The sequence below is a fragment of the Streptomyces sp. NPDC046261 genome (assembly GCF_040646235.1).
GTDB lineage: Bacteria > Actinomycetota > Actinomycetes > Streptomycetales > Streptomycetaceae > Streptomyces.
The window spans coordinates 44,344-63,390 of sequence record NZ_JBEYZU010000009.1; the positions used below are offsets into that span (position 1 = coordinate 44,344).

20 protein-coding genes and 1 riboswitch are annotated in these 19,047 nt (G+C 71.7%); of the genes, 6 read left to right on the plus strand and 14 right to left on the minus strand.

What is annotated here, in order from left to right:
- Positions 1-30 precede the first annotated feature (30 nt).
- Positions 31-1,275 carry a GNAT family N-acetyltransferase gene (locus tag ABZ956_RS18140; RefSeq protein ID WP_361894052.1) on the minus strand — a complete coding sequence of 415 codons (1,245 nt, stop codon included), beginning with the start codon at positions 1,273-1,275 and terminating at the stop codon, positions 31-33.
- Between the two features lie 116 nt (positions 1,276-1,391).
- The gene (locus ABZ956_RS18145) at positions 1,392-1,898 is read right to left on the minus strand and encodes an aerial mycelium formation protein (protein WP_361894652.1); all 507 of its coding nucleotides are present in this window, start codon (positions 1,896-1,898) and stop codon (positions 1,392-1,394) included.
- A 294-nt stretch (positions 1,899-2,192) separates the two neighbouring features.
- Here ABZ956_RS18145 and dtd point away from each other — a divergent pair, with 294 nt between their 5' ends.
- Positions 2,193-2,618, plus strand: coding sequence for a D-aminoacyl-tRNA deacylase (gene dtd, locus ABZ956_RS18150; RefSeq protein WP_361894055.1), 426 nt, complete (start codon positions 2,193-2,195; stop codon positions 2,616-2,618).
- Between the two features lie 4 nt (positions 2,619-2,622).
- Here the strand turns inward: dtd and ABZ956_RS18155 are convergent, their stop codons facing one another.
- The 6 genes from ABZ956_RS18155 to ABZ956_RS18180 all read right to left on the minus strand — a co-directional run bounded on the left by ABZ956_RS18155 (position 2,623) and on the right by ABZ956_RS18180 (position 7,825).
- Positions 2,623-3,603 (minus strand): folate-binding protein, encoded by a 981-nt coding sequence (locus ABZ956_RS18155; protein ID WP_361894058.1) that lies wholly within the window; start codon positions 3,601-3,603, stop codon positions 2,623-2,625.
- Positions 3,604-3,613: 10 nt separating this feature from the next.
- Entirely contained in the window at positions 3,614-4,063 is a 450-nt protein-coding gene (locus ABZ956_RS18160) for a transcriptional repressor (RefSeq protein ID WP_361894060.1), read from the minus strand.
- A 19-nt stretch (positions 4,064-4,082) separates the two neighbouring features.
- Positions 4,083-5,123: an ABC transporter substrate-binding protein gene (locus ABZ956_RS18165; RefSeq protein WP_361894062.1), complete on the minus strand. Its 1,041-nt coding sequence runs from the start codon at positions 5,121-5,123 to the stop codon at positions 4,083-4,085.
- 8 nt (positions 5,124-5,131) lie between these two features.
- The gene (locus ABZ956_RS18170) at positions 5,132-5,899 is read right to left on the minus strand and encodes an ABC transporter ATP-binding protein (RefSeq protein WP_361894065.1); all 768 of its coding nucleotides are present in this window, start codon (positions 5,897-5,899) and stop codon (positions 5,132-5,134) included.
- Positions 5,899-6,981, minus strand: coding sequence for an iron ABC transporter permease (locus ABZ956_RS18175; protein ID WP_361894655.1), 1,083 nt, complete (start codon positions 6,979-6,981; stop codon positions 5,899-5,901). Before ABZ956_RS18175 ends, ABZ956_RS18170 begins: the two co-directional genes overlap by 1 nt.
- 139 nt (positions 6,982-7,120) lie before the next feature.
- Positions 7,121-7,206, minus strand: a riboswitch (cobalamin riboswitch).
- A gap of 22 nt (positions 7,207-7,228) precedes the next feature.
- The gene (locus ABZ956_RS18180) at positions 7,229-7,825 is read right to left on the minus strand and encodes an FABP family protein (protein ID WP_361894068.1); all 597 of its coding nucleotides are present in this window, start codon (positions 7,823-7,825) and stop codon (positions 7,229-7,231) included.
- Between the two features lie 274 nt (positions 7,826-8,099).
- Here ABZ956_RS18180 and ABZ956_RS18185 point away from each other — a divergent pair, with 274 nt between their 5' ends.
- Positions 8,100-8,465, plus strand: coding sequence for a DsrE family protein (locus tag ABZ956_RS18185; protein ID WP_361894071.1), 366 nt, complete (start codon positions 8,100-8,102; stop codon positions 8,463-8,465).
- On the opposite strand, the gene ABZ956_RS18190 is transcribed toward ABZ956_RS18185, so the two are convergent.
- From ABZ956_RS18190 to ABZ956_RS18215, 6 genes are all read right to left on the minus strand, one after another.
- Entirely contained in the window at positions 8,459-8,731 is a 273-nt protein-coding gene (locus ABZ956_RS18190) for a DUF3099 domain-containing protein (protein WP_361894074.1), read from the minus strand. The two genes, ABZ956_RS18185 and ABZ956_RS18190, sit on opposite strands and share 7 nt — an antisense overlap.
- Before the next feature lie 111 nt (positions 8,732-8,842).
- The gene (locus ABZ956_RS18195; protein WP_361894077.1) at positions 8,843-9,130 is read right to left on the minus strand and encodes a DUF1416 domain-containing protein; all 288 of its coding nucleotides are present in this window, start codon (positions 9,128-9,130) and stop codon (positions 8,843-8,845) included.
- 32 nt (positions 9,131-9,162) lie between these two features.
- Positions 9,163-10,005, minus strand: coding sequence for a sulfurtransferase (locus ABZ956_RS18200; RefSeq protein WP_361894079.1), 843 nt, complete (start codon positions 10,003-10,005; stop codon positions 9,163-9,165).
- A gap of 402 nt (positions 10,006-10,407) precedes the next feature.
- Positions 10,408-11,115: a DUF2993 domain-containing protein gene (locus tag ABZ956_RS18205; protein ID WP_361894082.1), complete on the minus strand. Its 708-nt coding sequence runs from the start codon at positions 11,113-11,115 to the stop codon at positions 10,408-10,410.
- Positions 11,116-11,253: 138 nt separating this feature from the next.
- The gene (locus tag ABZ956_RS18210) at positions 11,254-12,465 is read right to left on the minus strand and encodes a hypothetical protein (protein ID WP_361894085.1); all 1,212 of its coding nucleotides are present in this window, start codon (positions 12,463-12,465) and stop codon (positions 11,254-11,256) included.
- 10 nt (positions 12,466-12,475) lie between these two features.
- Entirely contained in the window at positions 12,476-12,787 is a 312-nt protein-coding gene (locus ABZ956_RS18215; RefSeq protein ID WP_361894088.1) for a MoaD/ThiS family protein, read from the minus strand.
- 133 nt (positions 12,788-12,920) lie between these two features.
- Here ABZ956_RS18215 and ABZ956_RS18220 point away from each other — a divergent pair, with 133 nt between their 5' ends.
- The 4 genes from ABZ956_RS18220 (at position 12,921) to ABZ956_RS18235 (ending at position 19,015) form a co-directional block, all read left to right on the plus strand.
- A complete protein-coding gene (locus ABZ956_RS18220; RefSeq protein ID WP_361894090.1) occupies positions 12,921-14,654 on the plus strand; it encodes an ABC transporter ATP-binding protein in 1,734 nt (577 codons plus the stop codon).
- Positions 14,655-14,782: 128 nt separating this feature from the next.
- Entirely contained in the window at positions 14,783-16,687 is a 1,905-nt protein-coding gene (locus ABZ956_RS18225) for an ABC transporter ATP-binding protein (RefSeq protein ID WP_361894658.1), read from the plus strand.
- Positions 16,688-17,164: 477 nt separating this feature from the next.
- Positions 17,165-17,965, plus strand: a complete 801-nt coding sequence (locus tag ABZ956_RS18230) for a response regulator transcription factor (protein ID WP_361894093.1) — start codon at positions 17,165-17,167, stop codon at positions 17,963-17,965.
- A 24-nt stretch (positions 17,966-17,989) separates the two neighbouring features.
- Positions 17,990-19,015, plus strand: a complete 1,026-nt coding sequence (locus ABZ956_RS18235; RefSeq protein WP_361894096.1) for a LacI family DNA-binding transcriptional regulator — start codon at positions 17,990-17,992, stop codon at positions 19,013-19,015.
- Positions 19,016-19,047: the final 32 nt, after the last annotated feature.

Here is a 19,047-nt window from a genome sequence, read left to right on the forward strand (position 1 = left end):
GAGCACGGAGAGAGCCCGTACCGGCGGGCCTCAGAAGTGGTCCGGGCACCATGGCCGGCGCGCCGTGCGCAGCATGAGCTCCGCGCGCTGCGCGGCGCCGGCCCGCTCCTCGTCGATCCACCCCAGCGTCGCGAGCCGCACCGCCGACTCGTCCCCGAGGTAGAGGGCGGCCAGTTCGGCGACGCTCAGGGAGAGTTCGGCCGGCCGCTTCGAGGGCGTACAGCTCGTACCGCCCGGGTCCACCTCCAGCAGGAAGCGCCCGCCGGCGTGGCCTGCCGGGTCCGTGACGTCCAGGACGAGGGAGCCGGGGCAGGCGTACGTACGGGCCTCCAGCAAGGCCGGCACGTCGAGGGGGCGCAGCCACAGGTAGTCGGAATGCAGGGTGAGCTTGGCGGCGCGCGGGTCGGGCAGCAGCATCGGCAGGAGGTCGTCGGGGGCGCGGCGGCCGGAGGCGACCTTGGTGACCCAGTCGACGGACAACAGGAAGTGCCACAGGGCGCGTTCGGCCTCCGTAGAGACCGCTATCAGACCGTGCACCGTGGCGGTGTTCTGCGGCCTCTTGCCGTCCCACACCTCGTCGGAGGTGTACGTCAGCAGCCCGTCGACGCTGCCGCCGGGGGAGCGGTAGAGGGCGTAGTAGGGCTCTGTCCACGGGGGCAGGCCGGGCTGGGGGATGTCGCCGGTGGCCAGCCGCCACCAGCGCTCGGTGCGGTCGACGACGCCGTGGCGGACGGCCCGCAGCCGCTCGTGCAGCGGGGGCCCGAGCCGCCGCACGGTCTCGGCGTCCACGAAGTCGACACGGCCGCCGTCCGCCGGGCCCGCGTAGCGCTTGTCCAGCCCGGCGCGGGCCACCTCCACCTCCCACTCGCAGACCCAGGCGGCCGGCCCGAACCCGTACCGGCCGTAGATGAGCCACTCGGACGCCAGGAGCGTGGCGGCCACCTCGCCACGGTCGCGGGCTTCCCGCAGGTCGCGCTCCATCATGCGGCTGAGCAGGCCGCGCCGGCGGTGGGTGGCCGAGACGGTGACGTTGGAGATGCCGCTCGCGGCGACCGCCGCCCCGCCGGGCACGGTGATCCGCTGCGGGAAGCTGCGGAACGTTCCGACGCACTGTCCGGCGTCGAAGGCCCCCTGCACGCGCTCGAGGTCCATGCCCGCGCGGCGGGTCTCTATCTCTTCCTTGGCCACTGCGGGAGGCCGCAGGAAGCCGGTGTGCATGGCTCGGATCCAGTCGGGCAGGTCGGGGTCGCCGATCGTACGCACCTCGAGGCTCATACGAGCACGCTAGGGGCCCTGCCCGGCCGGACGCATGCCATTTGTGAGGGCTATCGGCTCCTTACGGGCGTCAGCGGTACGTCACAAGGATTGCTGTCTCCGGCGCCCGTCGGCGGTCACGAGAGGAGGTCGTCCACTTGCGCTTCTCCTTCACGGTACCTGCGGGCGATCTCCGCACTGCAGTCGTCCGCCGTGTGCTGCAGCCCCGCACGCCGTACGGAGACCTGCCGCTCGTACGCCTCCAGGCGCCCCATGCCCTCGCGCAGCTCCCGGTCCGTGCGGGCACCCAGATCCGACAGCTCGACCTCCGAGAGCATGTCCTCCGCCAGCCGCCGGTACTCCTCGCTGTGCGGCGTCCCCACCGTCACATGGCGGGCGGACGAACGGTGCGCGGAGGGGCCGTCCGCGAGGATCTCCGACAGCCGCTCCACCAGCAGCCGCTCCACCACCGGCGACCCCGGGGCCGCCCGGCGCGCCAGCTCGGCCCGCAGGATGTCGATGCGGCCCTGCAACAGCCGCCGCACATAGCTGAGGTCGGCCTCGTCCCGCTGGGCGTCCCGGCGCAGCGCCCGCAGCTCCGCCAGGCGCAGCTCGTTCAGCCGCCGCCCGGGGACGTCCGCCATCCGCCCGGAGCGCTGGCTCGGGGGTCTGGCGTGCAAGCTGTCCACTGCCTTGAGGTCCTTCAACTTCTTGAGGTCCTTCAGCTCCGTGGCCGTGCGGTCGGCCGCCGTGAGCATGGGGCCATCCTCGGTGGGTGTGGTCATGCGGTTCCGTCCCCTCGGGCGGTGTGCGGCCGGATCACGTTCCCCTTGCCCGCATAAGGCACCGCCTGCACGCATCGTGCCATTCGGTGCGCCCCGGGCGCAGGGTCTCTCCACCCGAACAGCCCCTTATGGCCGCAGGGCATCATGGTCCGTATGCGTGCAGTGGTGCAGAGGGTGAACGGCGCGAGCGTCGCCGTGGACGGCCGGGTGACGGGCGAGATCGTCGGCGAGGGCCTGTGCGTGCTCGTCGGTGTGACACATGACGACACGCCGGAGCGCTGCGCGCAGCTGGCCCGCAAGCTGTGGTCCCTGCGGGTGCTGCAGGACGAGAAGTCCTGCAGCGACGTGGGCGCACCGCTGCTGGTGATCTCCCAGTTCACTCTCTACGGTGACGCCCGCAAGGGGCGCCGCCCGACGTGGAACGCGGCCGCGCCGGGCCCCGTGGCCGAGCCGCTCGTCGACGAGGTCGTCGCGCAGCTGCGCGCCCTGGGCGCGCACGTGGAGACGGGCCGCTTCGGAGCGGACATGAAGGTCTCGCTCACGAACGACGGCCCGTTCACGGTGTTGCTCGAGGTCTGAGGGCCTACGGCTCGACGACCGTCTCCTGCGAGGCCGCCGTGGCCTCCCCCACCAGCAGCGGCGCGTCCACCGGCACGTTCCGCTTCACCAGGGCGAGGGCGATCGGCCCCAGCTCGTGGTGGCGGGCCGAGGTGGTGACGAAGCCCAGCTGACGGCCCTCCGGGCCGTCGGAGGCCAGCCGCACGGCGGCGCCGTGGCCCGGCAGGCTCACCTCGCTGCCGTCGAGGTGCAGGAAGACCAGGCGGCGCGGCGGCTTGCCCAGGTTGTGGACGCGGGCGACGGTCTCCTGGCCGCGGTAGCAGCCCTTCTGGAGGTGCACCGCCTCCCCGATCAGGCCCAGCTCGTGGGGGATGGTGCGGTGGTCGGTCTCCAGGCCGAGCCGGGGCCGGTGGCCCTCGACGCGCAGGGCCTCGTAGGCCAGGACGCCCGCCGCCGGGCCGTGCGCGGCCGCGAAGTCCGCCAGCCGCTCGCGCGGCAGGAACACATCCCGCCCGTGCGGCGTCTCGCGCACGGTGACGCCCTCGGGCACCTCGGCGATCGAGCCGGCGGGCAGGTGCACGACCGCGATGTCCGCGCTGCGGTCGGCGACCTCGACCTTGTAGAAGAACTTCATGCTCTCCAGGTACGCGATCAGCGCGTCCTGGGTGCCGGGCTCGACGTGCGCCCACGTCGTCTCCCCGTCGTCGACCAGGTACAGCGCGTGCTCGATGTGGCCGTGCGGGGAGAGGATCAGCGCCTGGGTGGCCCGGCCGGGCGGGAGGTCGCTCACGTGCTGGGTGAGCAGCAGGTGCAGCCAGCTCAGCCGGTCGGGGCCGGTGACGGTGACGACCCCGCGGTGCGAGAGGTCCACGAAACCGGTTCCGTCGGCGAGCGCGCGCTGCTCGCGGAAGGGGTCGCCGTAGTGCGCGGCGACGCCTTCGTCCGGGCCCTCGGCGGGTACGGCTCCGGGCAGCGACAGCAGCGGGCTTCTCGAATGACGCTCCATGGCGACCAGCCTAAGGGGCCGTGGCAGGTGCGTTCGAGGAAGCCTTCGAGGAGCACTGTGCGCACCGGCCGAAGATCGCGAAGTGCTTCATGTCGGTCTCGAACCCGAAGTCCTCGCGCAGCTTCGCGGTGAAGTCCGCGGCCACCGACAGATCTGCCTCGATGACCCCGGTGCAGTCCCGGCAGACCAGGTGTATGTGGTGGTGCCGGTCCGCGAGGTGGTAGGTGGGCGCGCCGTGCCCGAGGTGGGCATGGCTGACCAGGCCCAGCTCCTCCAGCAGCTCCAGCGTCCGGTAGACCGTCGAGATGTTCACCCCGCCCGCGGTCTTGCGGACCTCGGTGAGGATGTCGTCCGGAGTGGCGTGCTCGAGGCGGTCGACCGCCTCCAGCACGAGCTGGCGCTGCGGGGTCAGCCGGTAGCCGCGTTTACGGAGGTCGCTCTGCCAGTCGGTGTCCACCACGCTCCCAGTCTAGGCAGCGTCAGCGGTTGCGGACCCCCTTCAGGTAGTCGGCGAGGGCGGCGACGGCCGCGGGGTTGCGGGGGCTCTCGACGAGGTCGACGTAGTCGAGGACGAAGACGCGGTCGTTCTTGATGGCGGAGACGCCCGCGAGCGGCGGGTAGGACATGAGGAACTTCTTCTTCTCCTCGGCGCTCACGTCCCCGTAGTTGTTGATGACGATGACCTCGGGATCGCGCTCGACGACGGTCTCCCAGCCGACGGTCACCCACGAGTCCTTGAGGTCCTTCATCACGTGGTCGCCACCGGCCTTGGTGATGATGTCGTGCGGCCCGGCGAAGGCGCCCGCCGTCAGGGGCTTGTCCCGGCCGTCGTCGTAGAGGAAGACGCGGGGCGCCCTGCCGTCCTTGGGGACGCCGGCCTGGGCGTCGGCGACGCGCTTCTTGAAGCGCTCGACGAGGGCGCTCGCCCGGTCCTCGACGTCGAAGATCTTCCCCAGGGTCTCCAGGTCGGTGTAGAGGGCCTCCAGCGGCGGCATGACCCCGCGGGACTTCCCGCTGCCGCCGTTGTGGCAGGACTCGGTGAGGACGTACGAGCCCACGCCGAGCTTCTTCAGCGCCTCGGGCGTGAAGGCGTTGCCCTCGCCGAAGCCGTAGTTCCAGCCCGCGAAGACGAGGTCCGCCTTCGCGTCCAGGACCAGCTCCTTGTTGATCTCCTTGTCCGACAGCCGCTTCACCTTGTCGTAGCCGGTCTTCCAGGGCGCCTCGCCCTTGTCGTCCCGGCCGGTCTTGTAGCGGGGGGCCACATAGCCGGCCATGTGGTCCTCCAGGCCGAGCGCGAACATGATCTCGGTGATACCGACGTCGTTGGTGACCACGCGCCGCGGCGCCTTGTCGTACGTCGTCTTCACGCCGCAGTTCTCGATGGTCACCGGGTAGTGGCCCGAGGCCGCCCCGCTCTGCTTGCCGTCCTGTTTGTCGCCGGAGGCATCCGAAACCTTCGCGCCGCAGCTCGTGAGGGTGACGGCGGCGAGCAGGGCGAGGGAGATACGCGCGGTACGCATGGGGGTCCTTAACGGAGGCGGTCGAAGAGCAGTTGCGGGGCGCCGGAGGCCGGGTGCGGCACCCGGTGCGCCCGTACGCCGAAGACCTCGGCGAGCAGCTCGGCGGTCAGTACGGAGTGCGGCGGGCCACTGGCGACGATGCGGCCGCGCGCGATGACGTACAGGACGTCGCAGTGGGTGGCGGCGAGGTTGAGGTCGTGCAGCGCGGCCAGGACCGTCAGCCCGGAGGAGCGCACCAGGGCGAGGACCTCCAGCTGCTGGGCGATGTCCAGGTGGTTCGTCGGCTCGTCCAGCACCAGCACCTTCGGCTGCTGCGCCAGCGCCCGGGCGATCAGCACCCGCTGCTTCTCGCCGCCGGACAGGGTCAAAAACCCCCGCCCGGCGAGGTGGGCCGCCCCCACCCGCGCCAGGGCGCTCGTGCACGCCTCGGTGTCGGCCGCCGTGACGCGCCCGGCGGCGCTCTGGTGCGGCAGCCGGCCCATCGCCACGACCTCGAAGACGGTGAAGTCGAACTCACTGGCCGACTCCTGCGGCAGCGCCGCCAGCCTGCGGGCGCCCTCGCGGGCGCCCAGGGCGTGCAGGTCGTCGCCGTCCAGCAGCACCCGCCCGGCGGCCGGCCGCAGCGCGCGGTAGGCGCAGCGCAGCAGCGTGGACTTGCCGCTGCCGTTGGGGCCGACCAGGCCCACGAACTGCCCGGCGCCGGCCCGCAGCGCGATGTCCTCGATGAGGCGCGTGCCCGCGATGTCGACCGCAAGGCCCTCGATGTCGACGCGCATCACGAACCTCCGAAGGTGTAGCCGCGCCGCCGCATCAGCAGCACGAAGCACGGCACGCCGATGAGCGCCGTGATGACGCCGACCGGCAGCTCCACCGGCGCGAGCAGCAGCCGGGAGACGACGTCCACCCACACCAGCAGCACCGCGCCCAGCAGCGGGGCCACGGCCAGCACCCGGCGGTGGTCGGCGCCGACGATCATGCGGGTGATGTGGGGGACCATCAGTCCCACGAAGCCGATCGCCCCGCTGACGGCGACGACGGCCCCGGTGACGGCGGCCGTCACGACGAACAGCACCCGGCGCAGCCGCTCGGCGTCCACGCCGAGCGAGGCGGCGGTCTCGTCGCCCATGGCGAGGGCGTTGAGGCTGCGCGCGGACCACAGCAGCGCGCCGATGCCGGCCAGGACGACGGCGGCGGCGATGGGCAGGGACGACCAGGTGGCGCCGCCGAGGCTGCCGAGCAGCCACATCATCGCCGAGCGGGCGGCCTCGCCCCTATCGGCGCTGAAGACCATGAGCGTGGTGATGGCGGAGAAGCCGTAGTACATGGCGCTGCCGGTCAGCACCAGGCGCAGCGGGGTCAGCCCGTGGGCGGTGCGTGCCGCCGCGTAGACCAGGGCCATGGCGGCGAGCGCGGAGACGAAGGCGGCGCCGGAGAGCGCCCACACGCCCAGCGAGGCGAAGGCGCCGAAGAGCAGGACCGCGTTGGCGCCGACGGCGGCGCCGGAGGAGATGCCGAGGGTGAAGGGGTCGGCGAGGGCGTTGCGCACCATGGCCTGGGCGCCCACGCCGATGGCGGACAGCCCCGCCCCGACGACGGCGGCCAGCAGGGCGCGCGGGAAGCGCAGCTCCCACACGATCGTGTAGGCGGAGACCTCGTCCGGTGCGATGCCCCCGCCGGTCAGCCCCGCCCACAGGTAGCGCAGCGTCCCGCCCCACCCGACGCCGGCAGAGCCGAGGGCCACACAGCACAGCAGCGAGGCCAGGAGGGCGAGGAGGAGCCCGGCCATGAGCGGGGGCAGGGGGAGCCTGCGGGGCGGTGGTGCGGCGGAGCCGGGCGGGCCCGGCGTCCTCGTGACCATTGCCAGGGGATCGATCGCCACGGGCAGTACGCCTTCGCCTCGGGCCGCTTCCGTACGTACCGAGGAGCGGCCCGCGGCGGGCTCCGCCGGGGTGTCCCCTCGCAGTCCACGGCGAGTTGTGCTGGGAGCAGCGCGCCGCGGGCGATCGGGCTCGCGGAGAGGGCCCCGGGGGGCCGCTTCCGCCTACCGTTGCGGGTCAGCGCCGGATTTCGACCGGACTTCCCCCGCGGGGCGCTCGGGTGGTGATTTACGGCTGGTAGGGCGTGCCGTCCTCGCGGAAGAAGGAGACGCCGTCCGGCAGGTCCTCGGGCAGGCTCTCGGCCCACTCCTGCAGGCTCTGCTGCGTGGCGACCTTCTTCAGGTGCGCGGACATGTACGGGCGCAGCGGCACCTCGGGGGTGGCCTTCTCGCCGACCCACATCAGGTCGCCCTTGACGTAGCCGTACAGGCGCTTGCCGCCGGTGTAGGGGCCGGAGGCCGCGGTGCGGGCGACGGCGTCGGTGGCCAGGTCGATCTGCGGCTTCTTGTCGGCCAGCTCGCCGTACCAGACCTCGGCGACGCCCGAGTCGCGCGTCATGACGATCTCGACCTTGCGGTCGGCGTCGATGCGCCAGTAGCCGCTCTCGGTCTCCAGCGGGCGGACCATCTTGCCCTCGCTGTCGAGCACCCAGGTGTGCGAGGTGTACTCGAGGAAGTCGCGGCCGTCGTGCGAGAAGGTGACTTCCTGCCCGAAGTTGCACTTCTCGGCGCCGGGGAAGTCCGCGACGCCCGCGCCCTCCCACTTGCCGAGGAGGAAGACCAGGGGCACCAGGTCACGGTGGAGGTCGGACGGAATCTCGATCATGAGCTCAGGCGATCTGTAGGGGGTGCGGACAGGGGGGTCAGCGCTGGCCCTGGTACAGCTTCTTCCAGGTCAGGCCCGCGAAGGCGAGAACGCCTACGGCGACCAGGACGAGCAGGGTGGTGAAGACTGCCTCAAGCACGAGCGCGCTCCTCGGTCGGAGTGAGGGTGTACGGACCGTGGACGAGTCTAGTCGGCCGTCCCGGGAGCGGCGCTGTGAGGTGGATCGTCGCCGGGTGTCCGGCCGCGCGGAGTGGCGGGGTCCTAGAGTGGCCGTATGGCGAAGAGGCTCGTGATCAAGGTGACGGCGGGTGCCGACGCGCCCGAGCGGTGCTCCCAGGCGTTCACGGTGGCGGCCGTGGCGGCGGCCAGCGGCGTCGAGGTGTCGTTGTGGCTGACCGGCGAGTCGTCGTGGTTCGCGCTGCCGGGGAGGGCGGCGGAGTTCGAGCTGCCGCACGCGGCGCCGCTGCCGGACCTCATCGACGGGATCCGGGCCGCAGGCGGGATGATCACGGTCTGCACGCAGTGCGCCGCCCGCCGCGACATCGAGGAGAAGGACCTGATCGAGGGGGCGCGCATCGCCGGGGCGCAGGTCTTCGTCAGCGAGGCCATGGCCGACGGCGTGCAGGCGCTCGTCTACTGATCGCGTGATTCCGGGCGGCGCTTGCCGTCCAGCTCGTCCCACCACTCGTCCGACTGCGGGTCCCCCGACGGGTCGTCCCACCAGCGGTCGTCGGGGCCGCGGCGGTTGGCCACGACGGCCGCGACCGGGGGGATGACCATGGCGAACAGGCACATGCCGACCGCCGCCGGCACCGACCACAGGCGCACCACGGACCACGCCAGGACGAACATGCCGATGCAGGTGCCCATCATGGCGAAGTACAGATGGCGTCGCCGCGCGTACACACCTTTACCGTACGACCGCGCCACGGGTAGCGCGAAGGGCCGTACCCCACCATCAAGGCGTCCAACCCCGGGGTACGGCCCTCCGGCCGTTCTCATCTCCGACGCGGTGCGTCAGACGGCGATGGCGACGTCCGCCAGCGCGCCCTGCTGGGCGACGACCGTGCGGTCGGCCCCGCCGCCCGGTACGAGCGCCCGCAGCGTCCAGGTGCCCTCGGCGGCGTAGAAGCGGAACTGTCCGGTCGCGGACGTGGGCACCTCGGCGGTGAACTCGCCGTTGCTGTCCAGCAGCCGCACATAACCGGCGACGGGTTCGCCGTCGCGGGTGACCGAGCCCTGGATGGTCGTCTCACCGGGCTTGGCGGTCGAGGCGTCGGGACCGCCGGCCTTTGCTCCACACATGGGTGATCCTTCTCGTTGCGGTGGTCGGGAGGTCAGTTGGCGCCGAGCTCGATCGGCACGCCCACGAGCGAGCCGTACTCGGTCCAGGACCCGTCGTAGTTCCGCACGTTGGACTGGCCGAGCAGCTCGTGCAGCACGAACCAGGTGTGCGCGGAGCGCTCGCCGATGCGGCAGTAGGCGATGGTGTCCTTGGCGAGGTCCACGCCCGCGCCCTCGTAGAGCTCCTTGAGCTCGTCGTCGGACTTGAACGTGCCGTCGTCGTTGGCCGACTTCGACCAGGGGATGTTGCGCGCGCTCGGCACGTGGCCGGGGCGCTGCGACTGCTCCTGGGGCAGGTGCGCCGGGGCGAGCAGCTTGCCGCTGAACTCGTCGGGGGAGCGCACGTCGATCAGGTTCAGCGAGCCGATGGCGGCGATGACGTCGTCGCGGAAGGCGCGGATCGAGGAGTCCTGCGGGGTGGCCGTGTACGTGGTGCGGGCGCGCTGCGGCACCTCGGCGACCAGGTCGCGGGAGTCCAGCTCCCACTTCTTGCGGCCGCCGTCGAGGAGCTTGACGTCCTGGTGGCCGTAGAGCTTGAAGTACCAGTAGGCGTACGCCGCGAACCAGTTGTTGTTGCCGCCGTAGAGGACGACGGTGTCGTCGTTGGCGATGCCCTTGTCGGACAGGAGCTTCTCGAAGCCGGCCTGGTCGACGAAGTCGCGGCGGACCGGGTCCTGGAGGTCGGACTTCCAGTCGATCCGGATGGCGGTCTTGATGTGGTTCTTGTCGTACGCGGAGGTGTCCTCGTCGACCTCGACGATGACGGTCTTGGGGTCGCCTGCGTCGATGCGGGCCTGTACCCAGTCGGCGTCCACCAGGACGTCACTGCGGCTCATGTGTTCTCCTCCGGGGCAGTTGCGGATGTGCGCGGCGGGTGTGCGCGGCGCCGCGCAGTAGGGGGAGCGATGGTGCGGGGAGGCGGCCGGAGACGGCCGGAGGGAGCGCTGAGCGGTCCCTGTCAGACACGGCGACAGAGCATGGCGGCAACGCGGCACAGGTCTACTGCCCGCCGCTTGGTGAGATCCGCCTGTCGCTTCATGGGGCGATCGTAGGGAGGGACCTGGAGCCCTGTCACCAGTGAGCCGAATGCTGAGACGAAAAGTCTCGAATGCTGGGACCGGCGGGCCGGGTCGAGGCCCTCGTCCGCCCGCCGGGGCCCGTACGGACTGACCTGCGGACGGCCGCGTCTCGCAGCGTGGACCCCGTGTCCGCCGGAGGGCGTCCGGGGTGCGGGCCGGTCAGCCGGCCAGGTTGACGTCGGTGCCGGTCAGGGTGATGTCGACGCCGCTCGGCGTCGTGACGACCTTGTCGAGCTTGATGCCCTTGGGCAGGCCCGAGATCTGCCGGTCGAAGTCGGTCTTCTCGCGGATCTTGCGCTCCAGGCCGGGGATGCCCTGCGCGGGGACCTCGTCCGCCCGCACCCGGATCGTGTGGCCGTCCACCACGCTCACCGTGGAGACCACGCTGCGTTCCACGGGCTGGCCCATGACCGTGACCTTGCCGGTGACCTTCACCTGGCTGCGGCCGGCACCGTCCTGGCCGCCGTAGGCCACGGAGACGCCCGGGTCACCGGCGGCCTTGGTGAGCTCCTCGTACGACAGGTGGGCGGTGCCCGTGGCGCGGCCCGCGACGGCCGAGGAGAAGCTGCTGTCGATGCGCACGTCGTGCAACTGGGCGTCGAAACCGCTGACCTTCACCGAGCGGTCGCCGGCGCCCGCGGTGATGCCGTCGAGCTTGACGTCGACCTGCTCGAGCTCGGAGGCCGCGACCTGGGTCAGGAAGGGGAAGCCCTTGATCGAGACGTCGGGGGTGCCGGAGAGGCCCTGGCTGCTGCGGATCTTCTCGGCGGCCTGGTTCTCGGCGAAGTAGACGGCGGCACGGTCCGCGGCCACGAAGAGGCCCGCCAGGACCACGGCGACGATCACTATCGTCCGTATCGCACGCATCGGCTGTCGATCCCCACTCTCGGTCAGGCTTTCCCGTGAGCCTAACCGGACCGTTCGGGTGAACGGGGCGTCGCGTACGTCACCGGTCTGTAACCGATGGGCTCCTGCCCGGGGCCGGGGCCCCGGGCAGGAAGCGCCCTATCCCAGCGCCCGGCCCAGCACGTAGACCGCGGGCGCGGCGAGGGTCAGCGGCAGGGCCACGCCCGCCGTCATGTGCACGAACCGCGAGGGGTAGTCGTAGCTGGCCACCCGCAGCCCGACCAGGGCGCAGACGCCGGCGGCCAGGCCCAGCAGCGCGGCCGACGCGCCCATGTCGGTCAGCCGCCCGCCCGCCACGCCCGCGCCCGCCGCCGCGATCAGGGCGACGACGGGGGAGGCGAGGGACGGCAGCGGCAGCGCCCGCGCCAGCACGGCCGCGGCCACGCCGATGGAGCCGACGACGACCGCGTCGGAGTCCGCCGCCAGATGACCGCCCGCCATGACCGCCAGGGCGGCCGAGGCGGTCGCCGCGGTCAGCCCGTACAACCGCTCGTCGGGCGAGGCGTGGCTGCGCAGCTGGAGCACCACGACCAGCAGAATCCATACGCCGAGCGTGCCGAGCAGGACGGTCGGAGCGTTCGCCGTGTCCGTGGCCAGCAGGCCGATGTCGGCGACCACGCCGCCCAGGAACGCCAGCGCGATGCCCTGCCGGGCCGGCCACATGCCGTTCAGCCGGAACCAGCCGGCCGCCGTCACGGCCTGCAGCAGCACCAGCGGCACGGCCAGCGCGGGCCGCGCCAGCGGCGCCGTGACGGCCAGCAGGACGGCGAGGAAGGAGGTGATCAGCGCCGGCCGGAGGCCCGGGGAGAGGATCTGCGCCCGGCCCTCGGCCTTCGCCTTCTCGGCGGCGGTCATCGGCCGCTCCGCCTCCGGCGCGGGCTGCTCCGCCACGACCGGCGCGTAGCCGTCCGCCAGGGACACGTGCGCCGCGGGCACGGGCGCGGCCGGCGCCTCGTGGCCCGCCTGCTCCTGCCGGGCCCAGTCCGCGGCGCCGGCGGCACCGCCGACGGGCCACGGCGAGTCGTACGCGGGCCCGTCGGCCGGGGCGGGCTGCTGCTGCCAGCTCTGCGCGTCCCAGGTCTGGGTCTGCCAGGTCTGGGTGGCCGGCCCGTCCTGATCCGGATAGGCGTGCTGCGGCCAGGCGGCGGCCTGCGGCTGATGTGGCTGCTGCGCCGGGGGCTGCGGTTCGTACGGGTAGTCGTACGCCGGTTGTCCCGTCTGTTCCTGGTGGTCGGTACGAGGCTCGTATGGTCCGTAGGGCTCATAGGGCCGGTACGGATCGTACGAATTGTGGTGATGCTGATCGCTCATGCTGGCGGGGTCACCCTCCTGCGAAGGGCGGGAGCACCTCGACGGTGCCGCCCTCGGCCAGTTGGACCGTCGAGTGGTCGCGTGTGCCGACGGGGTCGCCGTCCACGAGGAAGGAGCAGCGGATGAGCACCCGCGCGAACTCCGGCTCGTCCTCGTGCAGCCGCCGTGCCGCGGCCAGCGCCTCCGCCAGGGTCCGCGCCGCGTACGGCTCTTCGGCCGTACCGGCGGCGGCCTTGGCCGCGGCCCAGTACCGGATCGTGCCGGCCGGCGGTTCCGGCGGCCCCGGCTGTGCCGGCAGCCGCGCCGGGTGTGTCGTCGCCACGGCGACCCCTCTTTTTCGGTTCCGTTCTTTCCGGCTTCTTGCCGCCCTCCATGATGACGGGTGCCGGACGGAGCACGGTCCCCAGCCGGTAAAGGAGAGGCCGTGTGGAGGGGTGCTCGCATAGGCTGCCTTTGTGCTGGTACGACTTCTCAGGGTCCATTTGCGGCCCTACTCGGGGGCCATCGCGACGGTCGTGCTGCTGCAACTCGTGCAGACGCTCGCGACGCTCTATCTGCCCACCCTGAACGCGGACATCATCGACAAAGGCGTCGTCAAGGGCGACACCGGTTACATCCTGAAGACCGGCTCCCTGATGCTCGCCGTGACCCTGGCCCAGGTCGTGTGCGCCATCGGTGCCGTGTACTACGGCGCCCGCACGGCCATGGCGGTCGGCCGCGACCTGAGGGGGGCGGTCTTCGACCGGGTGCAGTCCTTCTCGGCGCGCGAGATGGGTCACTTCGGCGCGCCCTCGCTGATCACCCGTACCACCAATGACGTCCAGCAGGTCCAGATGCTGGCCCTGATGACGTTCACGCTCATGGTGTCCGCGCCCATCATGTGCGTCGGCGGCATCGTGATGGCGCTCAACCAGGACGTCCCGCTGTCCGGGCTGCTGCTGTTCATCGTCCCGGCCCTGGCGCTCATCGTGACGCTGATCGTCCGGCGGATGCGGCCGCTGTTCCGCAGCGTGCAGGAGCGCATCGATACCGTCAACCGGGTGCTGCGTGAGCAGATCACCGGCATCCGTGTCATCCGCGCCTTCGTCCGCGACACACATGAGCGGAAACGATTCACGGGCGCCAACGCGGACTTGATGGACGTCTCCCTGCGGGCCGGACGGCTGATGTCGCTGATGTTCCCGTCCGTGATGCTGGTCGTGAACGTCTCCTCCGTCGCCGTCGTCTGGTTCGGCGGCCACCGCATCGACGACGGCGGCATGCAGATCGGCGCGCTGACCGCGTTCCTCGCCTACCTCATGCAGATCCTGATGGCCATCATGATGGCCACCTTCATGTTCATGATGGTGCCGCGCGCCGAGGTATGCGCCGAGCGCATACAAGAGGTCCTCACCACCGACTCCAGCGTGGTGCCCCCCGCCGCGCCGGTCACCGAGCTGCGCGGGCGCGGCCATCTGGAGCTGCGCGGTGTCGCCTTCGGCTACCCGGGCGCCGAGGAGCCGGTCCTCAAGGACGTCTCGTTCGTCGCGCGGCCCGGCGAGGTCACGGCCGTCATCGGCTCCACGGGCAGCGGCAAGTCGACCCTGCTGGGCCTGATCCCGCGCCTGTTCGACGCCACCGCCGGCTCGGTCCTCGTCGACGGCGTGGACGTACGGGACCTGGACCCGGCCGTCATGGCCGAGGCCGTGGGACTCGTGCCGCAGAAGCCGTACCTCTTCAGCGGCACCGTGGCCTCCAACCTGCGCTACGGGCGCCCCGACGCGAGCGACGAGGAGCTGTGGCAGGCGCTGGAGACCGCGCAGGCCCGCGACTTCGTCGAGGCGATGGAGGGGCAGCTGCAGGCGCCCGTGGCCCAGGGCGGCTCCAACGTCTCGGGCGGCCAGCGCCAGCGCCTGGCGATCGCCCGCGCCCTGGTCCGCAAGCCGGAGATCTACCTCTTCGACGACTCCTTCTCCGCGCTCGACTACGCCACCGACGCCCGGCTGCGGGCCGCCCTCGCCCGGGAGACCGGCCAGGCGACGGTCCTGATCGTCGCGCAACGCGTGTCGACCATCCGCGACGCCGACCGCATCGTGGTCCTGGACGAGGGCCGGGTCGTCGGCACGGGTACCCACACCGCATTGATGGGGACGAACGAGACGTATCGGGAGATCGTGCTCTCCCAGCTCACCGAGGAGGAGGCGGCGTGACGCCCCCCGAAAAGCCCGGCGGCCCCGCCGCCGGCGGCACAGCGGCCGAGGACGCCGCCCCCGGCGGCGGCCAGGGCGCCGGCGCCACGCGCAGAGGCCCGGCGCCGGCGGCCGGCATCGGGCGCTTCATGGGCGGACAGCCCACCGAGAAATCCATGGACTTCGGCCGCTCCGCCCGCCGGCTGCTGGCGCAGCTGCGGCCGGAGCGGGCCGTCATCGCCGTGGCCCTGGCCCTCGGCGTCGTCAGCGTCGCGCTGACCGTCATAGGCCCGAAGATCCTCGGCCACGCCACCGACCTGATCTTCGCCGGCGTCGTGGGGCATCAGGTCCGCTCCGGCACGTCGAAGGCCGAGGCCATCGAGCACCTGCGGAACCAGGGCGACGGCCGCATCGCCGACGTGCTCAGCGGCGTCGACTTCACCCCCGGACAGGGGATCGACTTCGACGCGGTCGGCACGGTGCTGCTGTGGGTGCTGCTGATCTACGTCGGCGCCTCGCTGTTCATGTTCGTGCAGGCCCGCATCGCCACGAACGTCGTCCAGCGGGCCGTCTTCCGGCTGCGCGAGGAGGTCGAGGAGAAGCTGGGGCGGCTGCCGCTGAGCTACTTCGACAAGCAGCAGCGCGGCGAGGTCCTCTCCCGCGCCACCAACGACATCGACAACATCGCCCAGACGCTGCAGCAGACCCTGAGCCAGATCATGGCCTCGGTGCTGACGATCGTCGGCGTGCTGGCCATGATGTTCTGGATCTCCTGGCTGCTGGCGCTGGTCGCCCTGATCACCGTGCCCGTCTCGGTGCTGGTCGCCACGAAGGTCGGCAAGCGCGCGCAGCCGCAGTTCGTCGCCCAGTGGAAGTCCACCGGCAAGCTCAACGGCCACATCGAGGAGATGTACACCGGCCACTCCCTGGTGAAGGTGTTCGGCCGGCAGAAGGAGTCCGCCGAGACGTTCCGCAAGGAGAACGAGGAGCTCTACACCGCCGGCTTCAAGGCCCAGTTCATATCGGGCCTGATCCAGCCCGCGATGATGTTCATCGGCAACCTCAACTACGTGCTCGTCGCCGTCGTCGGCGGCCTGCGCGTGGCCAGCGGCTCGCTGTCCATCGGTGACGTGCAGGCATTCGTGCAGTACTCGCGCCAGTTCAGCCAGCCGCTCACCCAGGTGGCGTCCATGGCCAACCTCGTCCAGTCCGGCGTTGCCTCCGCCGAGCGCGTCTTCGAGCTGCTGGACGCCGAGGAGCAGTCCCCGGACGCGGCCGAGGCGCTGCGGCCCGCCCACGTCAGCGGCCAGGTGTCCTTCGAGAAGGTCTCCTTCCGCTACGAGCCCGACAAGCCGCTCATCGAGGACCTCTCCCTGACGGTGCGGCCGGGCCAGACCGTCGCCATCGTCGGCCCGACCGGCGCCGGCAAGACCACGCTGGTCAACCTGCTGATGCGGTTCTACGAGGTGGGCGGCGGCCGCATCACGCTCGACGGCGTCGACATCGCGGCCATGCCCCGCGAGGAGCTGCGCTCCCACATCGGCATGGTGCTGCAGGACACCTGGCTCTTCGGCGGCACCATCGCCGACAACATCGCCTACGGGGCGCCCGGGGGCACCTCACTGGACAAGATCGTCCAGGCGGCGAAGGCCACCCACGTGGACCGCTTCGTACGCACCCTCCCCGACGGCTACGACACCGTCATCGACGAGGAGGGCGCCAACGTCAGCGTCGGCGAGAAGCAGCTGATCACCATCGCCCGGGCGTTCCTGGCCGAGCCGGAGATCCTGGTGCTGGACGAGGCGACGAGCTCCGTCGACACCCGCACCGAGGTGCTCATACAGCAGGCGATGGGCCGGCTGCGCACGGGCCGCACGAGCTTCGTGATCGCGCACCGGCTCTCCACCATCCGCGACGCGGACGTGATCCTGGTGATGGAATCCGGCCGCATCGTGGAGCAGGGCACCCACGAGTCGCTGCTGGCGGCGGACGGCGCGTACGCCCGGCTGTACGCGGCACAGTTCGCCCAGCCGGTGGCGGTGGACGAAATATAGGGGCATAGCAGGCGGTCCGGCAGAGAAGAGAGGCGCGAGGGTGCGCCCGGGGGCGTGCCGGCGCATGCTCCGGCGCATGCCCCGGTGCGCCCCTCGTGCCGCACCACGTGGTCCGCGCGCGCGGAGGGCGCGGGCCGTGTGCGGCGCGGCAGACTGGAACGTAAAGGGCGTTCACGCAGTCCCTGCCCGCACACGGTCCTGTGTCAAGAGCGCAGTGCGATGACCACTCGAAGTGATCGACGAAACACAAGCTCGTGCAAAATCGTCCGTCCCTCCGAAAGTCATCTGGGCTATTCTGCTGGGCAGAGAGGATCCGGGCAGAGTAGCCCCCGGGTCCTTTTGTGCATTCGGACGACGAGCAGTGCCCCACCGTCCTCGCAGGGACCGAGGAGGAACCGACGCAATGGGCGAGCGAAGCGCACGAGAGAAGAGCAAGAGCCGGACACGGCGCACGACGACCGAGGCGGGAGGCGGCCGATGAGCTCCTTGCTGCTCCTGACCAATGCCCTCCAGCCGTCGACCGAGGTGCTGCCCGCGCTCGGCCTGCTGCTGCACAGCGTCCGGGTGGCCCCCGCGGAGGGCCCGGCCCTCGTGGACACCCCGGGCGCCGACGTCATACTGATCGACGGCCGCCGTGACCTGCCCCACGTGCGCAGCCTGTGCCAGCTCCTGCGCTCCACCGGCCCCGGCTGTCCGCTGCTGCTCGTCGTCACCGAGGGCGGTCTGGCCGCCGTCACCGCCGACTGGGGCGTCGACGACGTGCTCCTGGACACCGCGGGCCCGGCCGAGGTCGAGGCCCGGCTGCGGCTGGCCATGGGCCGCCAGCAGATCACCATGGACGACAGCCCCATGGAGATCCGCACCGGCGACCTCTCGGTGGACGAGGCGACCTACAGCGCCAAGCTCAAGGGCCGGGTCCTCGACCTGACCTTCAAGGAGTTCGAGCTCCTGAAGTACCTCGCCCAGCACCCCGGCCGCGTCTTCACCCGGGCGCAGCTCCTGCAGGAGGTCTGGGGCTACGACTACTTCGGCGGTACGCGTACGGTGGACGTCCACGTACGGCGGCTGCGCGCCAAGCTCGGCCCCGAGCACGAGTCCCTGATCGGCACGGTCCGCAACGTCGGCTACCGCTTCGTGCTGCCGGAGAAGACCGAGCGCCCGGCGGAGGAGACCAAGCCCAAGGAGGCGCCCGAGCCGGGCGCGAAGCAGGGCCGGCCGGCGCGGAAGGAGCAGTCGCAAGCTGTCGAAACCGAGACCGTACGCCCGGTGAAACGGTAGGTGGACCCGCGTAGACTGCCGCGCGTGGCCAAGGTGACGCGGGACGATGTGGCGAGGCTTGCGGGGACGTCGACCGCGGTCGTCAGCTACGTCATCAACAATGGACCGCGCCCGGTGGCACCGGCGACGCGGGAGCGGGTGCTGGCCGCGATCAAGGAGCTGGGGTACCGGCCGGACCGGGTCGCCCAGGCGATGGCCTCCCGACGGACGGACCTCATAGGCCTGATCGTCCCGGACGCGCGCCAGCCCTTCTTCGCGGAGATGGCGCACGCGGTCGAGCAGGCGGCGGCCGAGCGCGGGAAGATGGTCCTCGTCGGGAACTCCGACTATCTCGACGAGCGCGAAGTGCACTATCTGCGGGCCTTCTTGGGCATGCGGGTCTCCGGCCTGATCCTGATCAGCCAGGGCCCCAGCGAGCACGCGGCGATCGAGATCGACGCCTGGGACGCCCGCGTCGTGCTGATGCACCGCAGGCCCGACGCCATCGACGACGTGGCCGTCGTCACGGACGACATCGGCGGCGCCCAGCTCGCCACCCGCCACCTCCTGGAGCACGGCCATCCCTACGTGGCCTGCCTCGGCGGCACGGAGGAGACCCCGACCATAGGCGACCCGGTCACCGACCACGTCGAGGGCTGGCGGCGCGCCATGCGCGAGGCCGGCAAGTCGCTGGAGGGCCGGCTCTTCCAGGCCCCCTACAACCGCTACGACGCCTACAAGGTCGCGCTCGAGCTGCTCGCCGGCCCCGACCGTCCCCCGGCGCTGCTCTGCGCCACGGACGACCAGGCCATCGGCGTGCTGCGCGCGGCCCGCGAGCTGCGCATCGACGTGCCGGGCGAGCTGGCGGTCGCGGGCTTCGACGACGTCAAGGAGGCGGCCCTCACGGACCCGCCCCTGACCACCGTCGCCTCCGACCGCCAGGCCATGGCCCGCTCGGCGGTGGACCTGGTCCTGGACGACGGCCTGCGGGTCGCCGGGTCCCGGCGGGAGCGGCTGAAGCAGTTCCCCTCCCGGCTGGTGGTCCGCCGCTCCTGCGGCTGCGGCGGCTGAGCGCCGGACCGTCCGGGGGCCGGGGGCACATT